General features: G+C 49.4%; 13 protein-coding genes. 5 read left to right on the top strand and 8 right to left on the bottom strand.

All coding sequences use genetic code 11. The annotated features are described in order from the left end of the window. From ACFODX_RS09815 to gcvH, 5 genes are all read left to right on the top strand, one after another. Entirely contained in the window at positions 1–1,416 is a 1,416-nt protein-coding gene (locus tag ACFODX_RS09815; protein ID WP_378118563.1) for a S1 family peptidase, read from the top strand. Then, a complete protein-coding gene (locus tag ACFODX_RS09810; RefSeq protein ID WP_324258635.1) occupies positions 1,413–2,444 on the top strand; it encodes an FHA domain-containing protein in 1,032 nt (343 codons plus the stop codon). The genes ACFODX_RS09815 and ACFODX_RS09810 overlap by 4 nt, the downstream gene beginning before the upstream one ends. A 22-nt stretch (positions 2,445–2,466) precedes the next feature. Further along, the gene (locus ACFODX_RS09805; protein WP_378118561.1) at positions 2,467–3,027 is read left to right on the top strand and encodes a YbhB/YbcL family Raf kinase inhibitor-like protein; all 561 of its coding nucleotides are present in this window, start codon (positions 2,467–2,469) and stop codon (positions 3,025–3,027) included. A 121-nt stretch (positions 3,028–3,148) separates the two neighbouring features. Then, positions 3,149–4,237, top strand: a complete 1,089-nt coding sequence (gene gcvT / locus ACFODX_RS09800; protein WP_378118560.1) for a glycine cleavage system aminomethyltransferase GcvT — start codon at positions 3,149–3,151, stop codon at positions 4,235–4,237. Between the two features lie 86 nt (positions 4,238–4,323). Further along, positions 4,324–4,716 (top strand): glycine cleavage system protein GcvH, encoded by a 393-nt coding sequence (gene gcvH, locus ACFODX_RS09795; RefSeq protein WP_324258638.1) that lies wholly within the window; start codon positions 4,324–4,326, stop codon positions 4,714–4,716. A gap of 69 nt (positions 4,717–4,785) precedes the next feature. Here gcvH and ACFODX_RS09790 read toward each other — a convergent pair whose 3' ends face one another. The 8 genes from ACFODX_RS09790 to ACFODX_RS09755 all read right to left on the bottom strand — a co-directional run bounded on the left by ACFODX_RS09790 (position 4,786) and on the right by ACFODX_RS09755 (position 13,211). Continuing rightward, positions 4,786–6,471: an AAA family ATPase gene (locus ACFODX_RS09790; protein ID WP_378118557.1), complete on the bottom strand. Its 1,686-nt coding sequence runs from the start codon at positions 6,469–6,471 to the stop codon at positions 4,786–4,788. Between the two features lie 40 nt (positions 6,472–6,511). Beyond that, a complete protein-coding gene (gene aroB, locus ACFODX_RS09785) occupies positions 6,512–7,597 on the bottom strand; it encodes a 3-dehydroquinate synthase (RefSeq protein ID WP_378118555.1) in 1,086 nt (361 codons plus the stop codon). Between the two features lie 116 nt (positions 7,598–7,713). Continuing rightward, positions 7,714–8,229 carry a shikimate kinase AroK gene (gene aroK, locus ACFODX_RS09780; protein WP_378118553.1) on the bottom strand — a complete coding sequence of 172 codons (516 nt, stop codon included), beginning with the start codon at positions 8,227–8,229 and terminating at the stop codon, positions 7,714–7,716. Continuing rightward, complete coding sequence (gene pilQ / locus ACFODX_RS09775; protein ID WP_378118551.1) at positions 8,229–10,412, bottom strand: type IV pilus secretin PilQ; 2,184 nt, start codon at positions 10,410–10,412, stop codon at positions 8,229–8,231. The genes aroK and pilQ overlap by 1 nt, the downstream gene beginning before the upstream one ends. 6 nt (positions 10,413–10,418) lie before the next feature. Continuing rightward, complete coding sequence (locus ACFODX_RS09770) at positions 10,419–10,943, bottom strand: pilus assembly protein PilP (RefSeq protein ID WP_378118549.1); 525 nt, start codon at positions 10,941–10,943, stop codon at positions 10,419–10,421. Continuing rightward, positions 10,940–11,557 (bottom strand): type IV pilus inner membrane component PilO, encoded by a 618-nt coding sequence (gene pilO, locus ACFODX_RS09765; RefSeq protein ID WP_378118547.1) that lies wholly within the window; start codon positions 11,555–11,557, stop codon positions 10,940–10,942. Before pilO ends, ACFODX_RS09770 begins: the two co-directional genes overlap by 4 nt. Beyond that, entirely contained in the window at positions 11,557–12,144 is a 588-nt protein-coding gene (locus tag ACFODX_RS09760) for a PilN domain-containing protein (protein ID WP_378118545.1), read from the bottom strand. Before ACFODX_RS09760 ends, pilO begins: the two co-directional genes overlap by 1 nt. After that, the gene (locus tag ACFODX_RS09755) at positions 12,144–13,211 is read right to left on the bottom strand and encodes a pilus assembly protein PilM (RefSeq protein ID WP_324259904.1); all 1,068 of its coding nucleotides are present in this window, start codon (positions 13,209–13,211) and stop codon (positions 12,144–12,146) included. The genes ACFODX_RS09760 and ACFODX_RS09755 overlap by 1 nt, the downstream gene beginning before the upstream one ends. Positions 13,212–13,279 lie beyond the last annotated feature (68 nt).

The following is a 13,279-nucleotide window of genomic DNA, read 5'->3' as shown; positions in this document are numbered from 1 at the left end:
ATGACTATTTCGCACCGCCTGCTGGCCTGCGCTATTTCCGTTGCAAGTATCCTGAGTGCGCCTGTAATAGCCCAACTCAAGACGCCCGGCCCGGCCGAAGCTGCTCCAAACACAGCCCTTACACAGCCCTCATCCACTGCTCAGCAACTCTACGCCGCTGCGCAGCAGGATTTATTGCAGCTGCGGGTGCTGCTGAAAAACGGCAACAGCCAGTCCTCTGTGGGTTCGGGCTTTTTGATTGGCACCTCCAATCTGGTGGTGACCAATTACCACGTCATCTCACAAATCGCACTGGAGCCTGACACCTATTTTGGCGAATACAAGGATACTCAGGGTAAAAGTGGCGCCATCGAGTTGCTGGCGGTGGATGTGCTGCATGATTTGGCGGTAGTGCGTATCGCCCGCCAAGGCACGGGGTTTTTCCAGGTGCCGCACACCCGGGATGGCACCGAACAACCAGCGCTTAAAACCCTGAGTCAGGGCGAGAAGCTTTATTCGCTGGGCAATCCTCTGGATTTGGGTTTTACCATTTCCGAGGGCACCTATAACGGTATCAGTGCACGCGGTTTTTCCGATCACCTGATGTTCACCGGCCCGGTTAACCCGGGCATGAGCGGCGGGCCTAACGTGACCGCAGAGGGGCAAGTGGCGGGGGTGAATGTCGCTCACCGCCGCGATGGCGAGCTGGTAAGCTTTTTGGTGCCAGCGCGCTATGTGCAAACCCTGCTCGCCAGCGTCAGTAGCGATATGGCCGCGCCCGGGGACTTCAAACCCATCATTGGTGAGCAACTGCTGCAACATCAAAAAGTGATGGTGGATACCCTATTGGATAAGCCTTTCAGTATCAAACAACTCGGCCCCTATGCGGTTCCGGTGCGCGAATCAGATCAGGTGCGCTGCTGGGGCAACTCCGATAGCTCAGCCAAAAAAGCCTATACCGTCGCCAGCATCAATTGCTCCATGGAATCTGCGATTTTTGTCTCCGGTGAACTGCAAACCGGCCATGTCACCGTGCGCCACCAGTATGCGCGCAACCGCAAGCTCAATAGCCTTCAGTTTGCCCAGCTGACCAGCAATATGTTCGAAGGTCAGGTGTACAGCACAGCCAAAAGCGAAACCATCACGCCGGCAGCTTGTACTGAAGATTTTGTCACTCTCAATGCCATTTCCCTGCGAGCACTGGTCTGTGCTGAGGCTTACCACCAGTTCAAGGATCTTTACGATTTCACGCTGATCACCGCCAGTACTGACGACAGCCAAATGAGCCTGCAAAGCATGATTAATATTCAGGGAGTGTCTTACACCAACGGTACGCGGCTGATCGAGCAGTTTATTCAAGGGATTGATCGCCGTCGCACTGCCGCAGGAACTGCAACAGAAACGAGTGATAAAGCCAACCCGGAGGTGCAACCATGAGCCGCCCGGTGTTTATTGAGCTCTTGACTCCCGATGGCGAAGTCCTCCATCGCCACAAGCACAACCAATTGCCAATCCGCATTGGTCGCGCCTACGACAACGACATTATTCTGGATGACCCGCACACCGCGGCGCACCATGCACAAATTGAACTGAACCAGTTGGATGAGCTGATTATCAGCGACCTGGACAGCTTCAATGGCATCACCCGCGCCAATAGCCGTGAGCGCTTTTTTGTGGTGGATGGCGATGCTGTTTATCGCCTCGGCCACACTCGCTTGCGTATACGCACTCCCGATTATCAAGTCGCCGCCGAGCAAACAGACTTTACCAATCACCGCTGGGAAGGGTTGCTACCAGCCACCGTCGGCCTGCTGTTATTGCTCACAACCGGGCTGCTTACCACCTGGCTGAGCGACCTGAACCAAGGCAGTTTGGGCAAATATCTGCTGGAGTTAGTGAGCGTATTCGGCTTCGCTTTGGGCTGGAGTGGCATTTGGGCAATTTTCAGCAAACTGTTTAGCGGCCATGCGCGTTTTGGGCGCCATCTGTTTATCGTAAGCCTGTGCCTGACCGGCCTGGAAGTGTGGGACTACCTGAGCAGCATGCTCGCCTACGCCTTCAGTTGGGAGGTACTGGCACATTTCACCGTTCACCCACTTATTTTTATCTGCGCCATAGCGCTCTATTTCCACCTGCGCACAGCCGGTAATAAAAAGCCTGGTCGCCTGAAATTCTACTTGCTGGCCTTGGCACTGGCGGGCACGGGTATTTCCATGACCAAACAATACCAAGCCAGCAATCACTTGGGCGATGCACTGTATTTGAGTCAACTCTACCCGCCAGCTTTGCGTATAAGCCGCGATGTCAGCCTTGCGGAATTGATGAGCAATATCGATGAGCTTCAAGCCACAGTGGACGCTGATCGCAAAGAAAGTAGCGAAAAAAATGAGAGCAATACCCCAGCCGGCAGCGTTGATTCTGCCGATACCAGCAGCCCAGGCACCGACACGCCAGATCAACCATGATCATTTGACAGGAGATTAAGACATGATCAAAACACGTTTATTGACCAGCATAGGCCTCGCCGCCAGCCTATTCGCCAGCAGTGTTCTGGCGGGCGATTTCCAGCTCTCCAGCCCAAGCATTAAACCCGGCGCCACACTCAGTGTGGATCAGGTTTTTAATGGTTTTGGCTGCACTGGAAAGAACATTTCTCCTGAACTTGCCTGGAGCAATGCGCCACAAGGCACCAAAAGCTACGCCCTGACGGTTTATGATCCTGACGCTCCTACAGGTTCCGGCTGGTGGCATTGGGTGGTTTACAACATTCCAGCCGATGCCAATAAGATTGCTGCCGGCGCGGGCACTGTGGATGGCAAACAACTGCCGGCCGGTAGCGCCCAAGGGCGCACTGACTTTGGCAGTACCGGTTTTGGCGGCGCTTGCCCTCCCGTTGGCGATAAACCCCATCGTTATATTTTCACCCTGCACGCGCTCAGCACTGAAAAGCTGGACATTCCTGAAGGTGCAACGGCAGCGCTGATCGGCTACATGATTAACGCCAATCGCATCGCACAAACCAGTTTTACCGCCTATTACGGACGCTAGTAACCAGTGTTAACGGCGGCGGGGGAGAGTTCCTCCGGCGCCAAGTAATTGGACAGTACAGGCACACCGCCCTAGAATGGCGCCCCTTCTGTAACCTCCCTCCTTTTTGCAGGTAAATCCCATGGGCAATAAAACCGCTCTCTATGCCACCCATCAAGCCATGGGCGGAAAACTGGTGGACTTTGGCGGCTGGGATATGCCGTTGCACTATGGCTCGCAAATCGAAGAGCACCACAAAGTGCGCCAGTCCGCCGGCATGTTTGATGTATCACATATGACCGTAGTGGATGTCACCGGTAGCGATGCCAAAGCCTATTTGCAATACCTGCTGGCAAACGATGTGGCCAAACTCGACGGGCAACTGGGCAAGGCACTCTATAGCGGTATGCTCAACCCTGAAGGCGGTGTAATTGATGACCTTATCGTTTACAACCTGGGAGATTGGTATCGTGTAGTTGTCAATTGCAGCACTCGCGAGAAAGATCTGGCCTGGATGAATAAGATAGCCGCTGACTTCAGCGTCAGTATCATCGAGCGCCCGGAACTGGCCATGATTGCAGTACAAGGCCCCGAGGCGATCCGTATCGCCAGCTCCCTTGTCAGCCCCGAGCTTGCCGCTGTTATCGCCAGCCTCAAAGTTTTTCAGGGCCTGCCTGCGGGCGGCTGGTTTATTGGTCGCACTGGCTACACCGGTGAAGATGGCTTGGAAATCATGTTGCCTAACGCTGAAGCGCCCGCTTTTTGGCAAGCATTGGCAGACGCCAATGTTGCTCCCTGTGGCTTGGGTGCACGCGATACCCTGCGCCTTGAAGCGGGTATGAATCTCTATGGTCACGAAATGGACGAGCAGGTATCACCTCTTGCCGCCAACATGGGCTGGACTATCGCCTGGTCGCCAGAAAACCGCAACTTCATCGGCCGCCAAGCTCTGGAAGCGCAGAAAGCCGCTGGCGATAGCCAGAAACTGGTGGGGTTAGTCCTGCGCGAGCGCGGTGTACTGCGCGCTGAACAACTAATTACCCTGGATGGCTGCGACGAAAAAGGCGTAATTACCAGCGGCACATTTTCCCCTAGCCTGGGCTATTCTATTGCTCTGGCGCGAGTACCGCGTGCGATAGGCAGCCAGTGCCAAGTAGAAATGCGCGGCAAGCTGGTTACTGTTGAGGTGGTTGCCCCGAATTTTGTGCGCCATGGCAAGGCCCTGGTTTAATTGATTTATTGATTGCACCCGTTTGAAAGCCGGCGCAAGCAAAACTAACATTTCACAACGTTAAAAAGTTTTCACAGGAAATAATCATGAGCGACATACGCAAAGAATTGAAATACCTCAGCAGTCATGAATGGGCTCGCGTGGAAGAAGACGGCACAGTCACCATCGGTATTACCGATCATGCTCAGGATGCCTTGGGCGATGTCGTCTACGTAGAAACACCAGAGGTTGGCTCACGCGTAGCAGTGGGCGAAGAAGCCGGGGTAGTGGAATCGGTAAAAGCCGCCTCTGACATCTATTCACTGGTATCTGGCGAAGTGGTTGCGGTAAACGAAACCCTGCAAGATGCCCCCGAAACCGTAAACAGCTCACCCTACGACGATGGCTGGTTCTTCCGTGTAAAACCTGACGATTTAGCCGAACTCGACGAGGCGATGGACGCAGCGGAATATCGCGAGCTGATCGAGAGCGAAGACTAACTTCAAATTCAGCCTCCCATAAAAAACGCGACCTAGAGTCGCGTTTTTTATGAAACTTACTCCCGGATATCACAGCGCAGACTTAATTTCCGACTGGATAGCTTTTACATCGCGCGGCCATGGACCTGCATCACGCTGTGATGCAGGCAAACGGGCAATAGCTTGACGCGCCTCAGCGGAACTGGAAAAACGACCGGTAATTACTACAAACCAATCATTTCCCTGACGCTTACTTTTAAACATCAGTAGTTCGCCCTTGTTAGGTTGGGCAGCCATATAGTCCAGCGCGGCCTTGCGATTACTCACCCCCAGTAACTGCACTGTGTATTCACTAGGGCTCCAGGCAAGAATATTGCGCTCCTGTGAACTGGCTGTTGTAGCCAATGGTTTTTTGTCCGGTATCACTTTTGGAGCGGGCTGTTCGACTAAAACGGGCTTAGGTTCAGGTTTTGGGGCGGGTTCAGCAACAACGGAGGCAGATGCAGCTGTCGATTGTGCAGCACTTGAGGCCGGCACCTGAGCAACCGGCTCGACCTTCTTGGCCGGTACCGTCGGCAACTGTGCAAGTGGAACTACCTCCTCACGCGCGAAACCAGTATCACTCTCGCCGGTTACCTGTGGTGCTTGCGACGACTCTACTGGCTGCTGGGTAGCAGCAATCTGGTTTGGCTGCTGCGGCTGAGGCAGTGTTTGAAGCAATGGCTGAACCGGCGTTTGGGTGGAGGTAAGCTCAAGCGAACTGCTAGTTGCCGCTTGACCGGTCGCAGGCACCTGTGGCGGCATCACTGCCACTGGCGGAGCCGGGTTATCATCCTCACCCATGTACAAGAAGGCCGTACCAACTACAGCAATCAGCAGTGCAATCGCTACTATGTGTGCAACTGGCAGACTGCGTTTATCGAATGTAAGTTTGGGAGTGACTGATTCCAGTAACCGCTCTTGTGCAGATTCATGAAGGATTCCCAAGTGCCCCTGCGCTTGGCGCCACCAGGGATCAACCATAGATTCCGTAAAAATTTCCGGACCGAGGTAATCAGCCATTTCCATCCGGAAGTTTAAATAATCTACAGTTTCTGCCAAGGTGAATGGCTGCAAATGAAAATCGTTGATCAACAAACTTTCAGGGCTGATGCGCTCCAGACGGCGTAAAAAACTAGGCTCAGCAAAAAAGGCAAGATGCAACCGATTTTGTTGGGGGAAATTATTAAGTAGTGCAGACAGCACAGCGAGTGTCTGATCATCCAACAACTGGGCATTATCGACAACAACAACTGCCAGCCCTTCATCCTCAACCTGTGCTTCTTCCGCAATAAACGCTTCAATCGCACTCAATAAATTTTCGGCCGACGGCAATGGCCCTGTATTGATCCCAAAGGTCTGGGTAATAGCGGTAAGCACTTGCTCCAGACTCTGGTTCGACTGCAGGCTTAAGAAACAGATTTGGTCGTGATCAGACAAGGAATCCATGAATGCATGGGCAGTGCGAGTTTTACCTACACCAACGTCGCCCAGAACAACCAGTAGACTGTTACTGAATTGGCACAGGTGCAATAACTGATCGAGCAATTGACGTCGACCTGCACCGGTGAATAGCGGAAAGGAGTAATCCTGGGCAAAAGGATCTTCGGACAAACCGTAACGCTGGCGATAATCGGCCAACAATTGTTCATCAGCCTCAGCGCCAGGTACATCAAACAAATAACCTTGCTGGCCCGCAGGCTGATCAACCAATCGACTATCAGGCTGTGCTCGCAATGGCGGGTGTCCCGTCATGAAAAACCTCTCAATACATCAATCAGATAACTGCTTTGCTGGCATCAAAAGTCTGTTGCAACATCACCAAATCTATATCGCTGGTTGTAATCGCCTTACCCATTGACTCAAGTAATACCAAGCGCAAACGACCATCAAGCACTTTTTTATCAACCCCCATTAACTCCATAAACTGTGCTGGCGACATATCGGCCGGCGCTTTGGTTGGCAACTTGGCTTTGTGCAACAAATCGACAATACGGGCAAGTTCAGAGTCACTAATCGCACCACGCCGCCATGATAAATCAGCAGCCATTGCCATACCTGCCCCGACAGCTTCGCCATGCAGCCAATTCCCATAACCTTGAGCAGTTTCTATAGCGTGACCAAAGGTATGTCCAAAATTCAAAATAGCGCGCAACCCACCCTCGCGTTCGTCCTGTGCAACAACAGCCGCTTTATTCTCGCAAGAACGCTGAACGGCATAGGTCAGGGCAAATGCGTCACCACCAAGCAATGCATCTATATTATTTTCAAGCCATACAAAAAAATCGTAATCAGATATCAAACCGTATTTGATAATTTCGGCGATGCCTGCTGATAATTCGCGAGAAGGCAAACTGGAAAGTAATGAAATATCGGCAAGTACACATTGAGGCTGATAAAAGGCTCCAATCATGTTTTTGCCAAGAGGATGATTAACACCGGTCTTTCCACCAACCGATGAATCAACCATTGACAACAGAGTGGTTGGAATTTGGATGAAATCAACCCCTCGCTGGTAACAAGCCGCCGCAAAGCCCGTCATATCGCCAACAACACCCCCACCAAGCGCTATAAGTGTTGTTGTGCGATTGTGTTTTTCGGCTAGCAAGGTGTCAAAAATACTAGCCCAAATCTCAAGGGTTTTATGACTTTCACCATCAGGCAGAATAACTTTGCTGATCTGCAAACCAGTTAAGGAACTGCAAAGTTTATCCATATACAAAGGCGCAATGCGATCATTACTTATTATGCACAGCTGCCGCCCGCGAATATGCCTAGTCAAGAGCTCAGGCTGCGATAACAATCCTTCACCGATGTAAATGGGATAACTGCGATCACCCAAATTAACACTCAAAACCTGCATATAAATCGCCTTGATGGAATAATTATGGAAAGGTACGCACTTTACCACAAAGCATCATAATCAAAGAGAAAGTGCCGAAGCGCGGCAAAGAAGAAACAACAATGAAAGGGGGGGGCTTAGCCCCCTTGAACAAGGGATGCGATTTCCTGCGCAACCGCTTTGGGGGAACGGCGATCTGTGCTTACAATAAAATCAGCAGCAGCACGATAGATCGGATCACGCTGGGTCACGAGATCAATAATCTTTTGGCGTGGATTCTCTACCTGCAGGAGCGGGCGCTTTTTATCTCGCGCAGTGCGTTCAACCAATTGATCGATAGAAGCAGTCAAGTAACAAACATAACCGGATTGTTGCATAAGATTACGATTTTGCTCTCGCAAAACAATACCGCCACCAGTTGCAATTACTGCATCAGCCTCACCTGCCAACTCCTGAAGAACGGCTGTTTCCCTTTCGCGAAAACCCTCTTCACCTTCCATATCAAATATCCAGGGAATATCTGCCCCGGTGCGCTCCTCTATGACGCGATCACTATCACGGAAACTTAAATTAAGTTCGGCCGCCAAAAGGCGGCCGATGGTTGATTTGCCGGCCCCCATGGGGCCGACCAAAAATACATTCGTTTTTCGCATTAGTTTGACAAGGTATCCGACATCAGTTTTGGCGTAACAAAAATCAGCAGCTCAGTCTTGAATTGATTATCAACTGTTTTCTTAAACAAGCGTCCCAAGTAAGGAATATCCCCTAATACAGGAACCTTGTTTTCCCCCTTCGTCCCCTCCAAAGAGAAGACTCCACCAAGAACCACTGTTTGACCATTGTTTACAAGCACTTTTGTTTCTAAACGTGTGATATCGACAGTCGGCACACCAGAAGGAGTGTTTTGACCAATCGAATCCTTCCAAACAATCAAATCCATGATAATGCGATTGTCGGGCGTAATCTGAGGAGTCACTTCCAGCTTCAGCACTGCTTCACGGAAACCTGTAGTTGTACCGCCACTCGGAGCCGTTTCCTGATAACCAATCTCTTTACCGGACTTGATTACTGCCAACTGCTTGTCGCTAGTAATCACCTTAGGTTGGGAAACGATTTCCGCATAACCAGAATTCTCCAGTGCGCTTAACTCCAAATCCAAGTAGGTATTGTCTGTTAGCACACCTATTGCTGCGCTGGCATAAGGGTTGGCAACAGCAAGATCAACTGCGTCAGCTTCATTTATATCAAATGATCTATTGTCATCAGGGCCTTGCACAAACCAATCTCGCGGACTTGTACCATCAGTATCATCTAGCCCCTCTCTTGATCCGGCAAAATCAATGATCCGGCTGCCTGGTTTTTCGTTATAGCCTATCCCCCCCCAGCGAACACCAAGCTCACGTTGGAAATCGGTGTTGGCAATTACGATTCTGGCCTCAATCATTACCTGGCGTATTGGGATATCAATTTGATCCACCAAACGCTTAAATGCCTCGATTCGCTCTGCCGTATCAGTGATGATAATAGAGTTGGTGCGTTCATCGACAACCCCCTGACCGCGCTCAGAGAGAACACTGCCAGTTGCACGGCTACCACCAGACCCACCGCCTGCACCGCCACCAGAACCACCTCCCGAATCACCGCGGAATAATTCAAACATTTCTTTTGCATTTGCATAACGAACACGAATGTACTCAGTTCTCAGTGGAGCAAGCTCCTCAAGTTGCTTTTTGGTCGTGATTTCCTGACGCTCACGCTCTGCAATTTCAGCAGCAGGAGCAACCATCAGAACGTTACCAACTTGACGCTTATCCAGCCCTTTATTCTTTAGAACCATTTCCAGAGCCTGATCCCAAGGTACATTTTGCAAACGTAGCGTAATTCGGCCTTGAACGGTATCACTGGCAACTAGGTTCAAGTCAGTAAAATCAGCGATGATTTGCAATACAGCACGAACTTCAATGTCCTGAAAATCAAGCGATAACTTTTCGCCGGTGTACTCAAAATCTTTTTTCTTTTCCTGCTTTTCCTGCTCAGTAAGAGGCTTAATACTAACAACATATTCCTTATCAGTTTGATAAGCCAAATAGTCAAAGTCTCCACCTGCAGCAATATTCAGCACAGCACTTTCACCCTCTTGTCCAGCGCTAACTAAAGACACAGGAGTTGCAAAATCAACAACATCAAGTCGACGGCGAAGCTCTGGAGGCAGCCATGCATCTTTGAATGTTAACCGCACACCGGCGCCAGTACCCACCATATCAGCAGAAACTTTTGGATCTGAGAGAGTAATCACTACTCGCCCTTCGCCTGCTGTGCCACGGCGAAAATCTACGTTAGTGATTCGTGTTTGACTGGGTGTAATGTCGGTATCTTTTAATCCGCTTTTTTGAGTTATATCCACGGATGGACGAACAGCTTGCTTACCCTCCATGCCTTTGGCAGCACCGACCTCGACAATAAAATTATTGCCATCAGTGCGAGTTGTGTAGGGCGCCAAATCATTGAGGTTCAATATTAAACGCGTGCGGCCTTCACTCGTGAGGACCATAGCACTTTGCCCATTATCCACAGCTAATGGATAACGACGTTCCTTAAGTGCACTCACGGCATCAGGGAAATCCAGCACAATACGCGCTGGTTTTTCAATGGTATAACCTTGGGGTATCTGAGGCGGAGAGTCAAATGACATCCGCACCTCAAAACGCTCTCCCGGCAACTGAAAAAAACCAATGTCAGTTAATGTATTTGCCAAAGATATTGGTGCCACCAAGAAGCCAACCAATACAGTTAAAAATTTACGCATATTCAACCCCGGAGTGAATAGAGCACGCATATCTGCTTATTCCTTCTCTTCTAATTTAATAATTCTGGGACGTTCAACCCAACCATTTGAACCATCACCCACGATCTCCATGATTTCGATCTGTGATGGACTAGTTGTAATAATCTTGCCGTGATTCATTCCGAGATAATTGCCAACAGTGACCGGCACTACATCACGCTCACCATTATCAATTAAAGCCCACAATTTCCCCGACTTCTCTATGGTTCCTACCATTTTCAACGCGGTTACGTTAAATCGCTCGAGAAACTCTTTTTCCCGTGTTAAATCAGGAACAACTGTACGCCCTCCTTTTGCAGCAGTCTCATCAACTGGAATAGGTTTTTCAAAAGGGCTGCGCAACGTCATCGCACTGTACGCAAATGGCTGGTAAGGGCTGAAAGTCGGCAAAGGCTCTATTTGCCCTTTAGGGCGCCGCTTAGCCTCCTCCATGAAATTAACAATATCCTGATGGCTAGACTGCTCACACCCAACCAAAAATAAGGCACACACCAAGGGGACATAACGAAAGGCATTCATCATTTGTCTCCCTCCTGAGCTTTGTAACGATACGTTTTCGCAACAATTTTCATGCTCAGCGTTTTATTTGTTTTTGAAGAGCTGATAGAAAAGTCGTGCAGAGTTACAATCCTTGGCATACCAGCAACACCACTGACAAACCCACCCATATCGTGATAACCACCATCTACCGAAATATCGATAGGCACCTCAATGTAGTATTCGGCCACTACATCAGGTCTAAAATTAATATTGATATTGGTTAAACCGCTTTCACCTGCGCGCGTCCCCACATCCTCAAGCAGACCTGGAACCTCTGTTTTTGCTGGTAAGCGAGAAAGAAGCGAATCGAATGTCACTTTCATTTCTTCCATCTGCGCTTTGTAGGCATCCAGATTAGCAGCTTCAAAACTACGCTTTTCATAGGTAGCTTTGAGCGTGGCCTCTTGAGCAACAACAGTTTCAAGTTGGATATTCAAATCACTAATCTTAAAATAGTAAGTGCCCGCAAATATCAGACAGATCAAGATAAGGCAGACAAAAAGCTTGGCGGGCCAAGGCCATACACCTGCCTTGTCGAAGTCAATATTGTTGACATCAAAATCTTTTAATTGATCGAGGGTTTCCTGAAACGACATTATTTTTTTCCTCCAGCAGATTGCGCTGCTTCGCTAAGAGGATCTACTGGAGCTGAGGTCTGAACAGTCATCTTGAATACACTTGCATCTTCACCTTCATCTGGGGCCGCATCCACAGAAATGAGATTGTGTGATGCATACCATTCAGAAGCCTCAAGATTTCTGAGAAAGCTTGCAATTCGATTATATGACTCAGCAACCCCTTCGATAGTGACCAGATCCCCTTTGCGATCAATGCTAGTCAGCCACACACCATCAGGAATGGCTCTTACCATTTCATCAAAGTAGCGAACAATAACCGGACGTGTTCCTTCCAAATCAGTAATAACCTTGATGCGAGCCAATAAATCATCACGAACCTTTTTAATCTCGCTAATTTCTTTTACCTGAGCATCAAGTTTGGCAATCTCTTGTTTAAGCAACTGATTGCGAGCATTTTGATTCTCTATTGCCGATTGCACACTCGCAACCCAAGCATATGCCCCCAGCAATGCCATCATGACAATGGCAATAATAATTCCAATAAATTCGCGCTTTTTCTCTTCGCGATAGGCTTGGCGCCAAGGTAATAAGTTAATCTTGGCCATTAGTCGAAACTCCTCATTGCCAGCCCAGTAACAATCATCAATGCAGGCGCATCATTAGCCAAAGACACGGCATTAACTCTTGAGGAAACAGACATTTTGGCGAAGGGATTGGCAACAACTGTTTGTGTACCCAATTTTTCTTCGATCAGACCAACCAATCCCTCTAACGAGGCAACACCACCGGCGAGAATAATGTAGTCAACATCATTGTATTGACTGGCGGAAAAGAAAAACTGAAGAGATCGAGTGACTTGCTGCACAACAGCATCCTTAAATGGCGCCAGCACTTCCATCTCATAATCGTCTGGTAATCCACCTTGCTTTTTAGCAAGCCCAGCTTCTTCACGGGACAAACCGTATCGACGCTGAATTTCCTCAGTAAGCTGACGGCCACCAAATAGCTGTTCACGGGTATACACCGTTTTACCATCCACCAACACGCTGAGTGTGGTCATGGTTGCGCCTATATCGATAATCGCAACTACCTGCCCCTCCTGATCCTCCAACTGCTCAGCGATCAACTCAAAGGCTCTCTCCATGCAATAGGCTTCGATATCAATCTTTTCAGCGATCAGATCTGCATCACTTAATACTTGCTGGCGCACGTCAACATTCTCGCGACGACAAGCTGCAAGCAAGACTTCGACTTGGTCAGGATTGCGTGGGGATATGCCCTGAACTTCAAAATCGAGCATCACCTCTTCAAGAGGGAAAGGAATATATTGATCTGCCTCGGCGGCAATCTGGCTCTCCATGGCGTCATCGCTGAGGTCAATCGGCATGTCGATCATTTTCGTGATCACTGCTGAACCAGCTACAGCAACAGCAGCATGTTTGAGTTTGGTTTTAGATTGCTTGACCATTGAGCGGATAACCTCAGCCACAGCGGCTGGGTCAGCTATGTTCTTCTCAACGACTGCATTTGGTGGAAGCGCTTTTACGGTATAGGACTCAACCCGATAGCGGTCGCCCACACGATTGAGTTCAAGCAACTTGACCGAGGTGGAGCTTATATCAAGCCCGATCACCGGTTTTGCTTTCTTATCGAGGAAACTGAAAATGCCCATTTTTCTATCTATATCCGTAACTTAGACGTTGTTTATGTTATAGCACTTTAACTTAAGCCTGCAACAAA

This window comes from Cellvibrio fontiphilus, assembly GCF_042646205.1.
Lineage (GTDB): Bacteria > Pseudomonadota > Gammaproteobacteria > Pseudomonadales > Cellvibrionaceae > Cellvibrio > Cellvibrio fontiphilus_A.
Note: the sequence above shows the minus strand (reverse complement) of the source record. Positions and strands in the feature narration are given on the sequence as shown.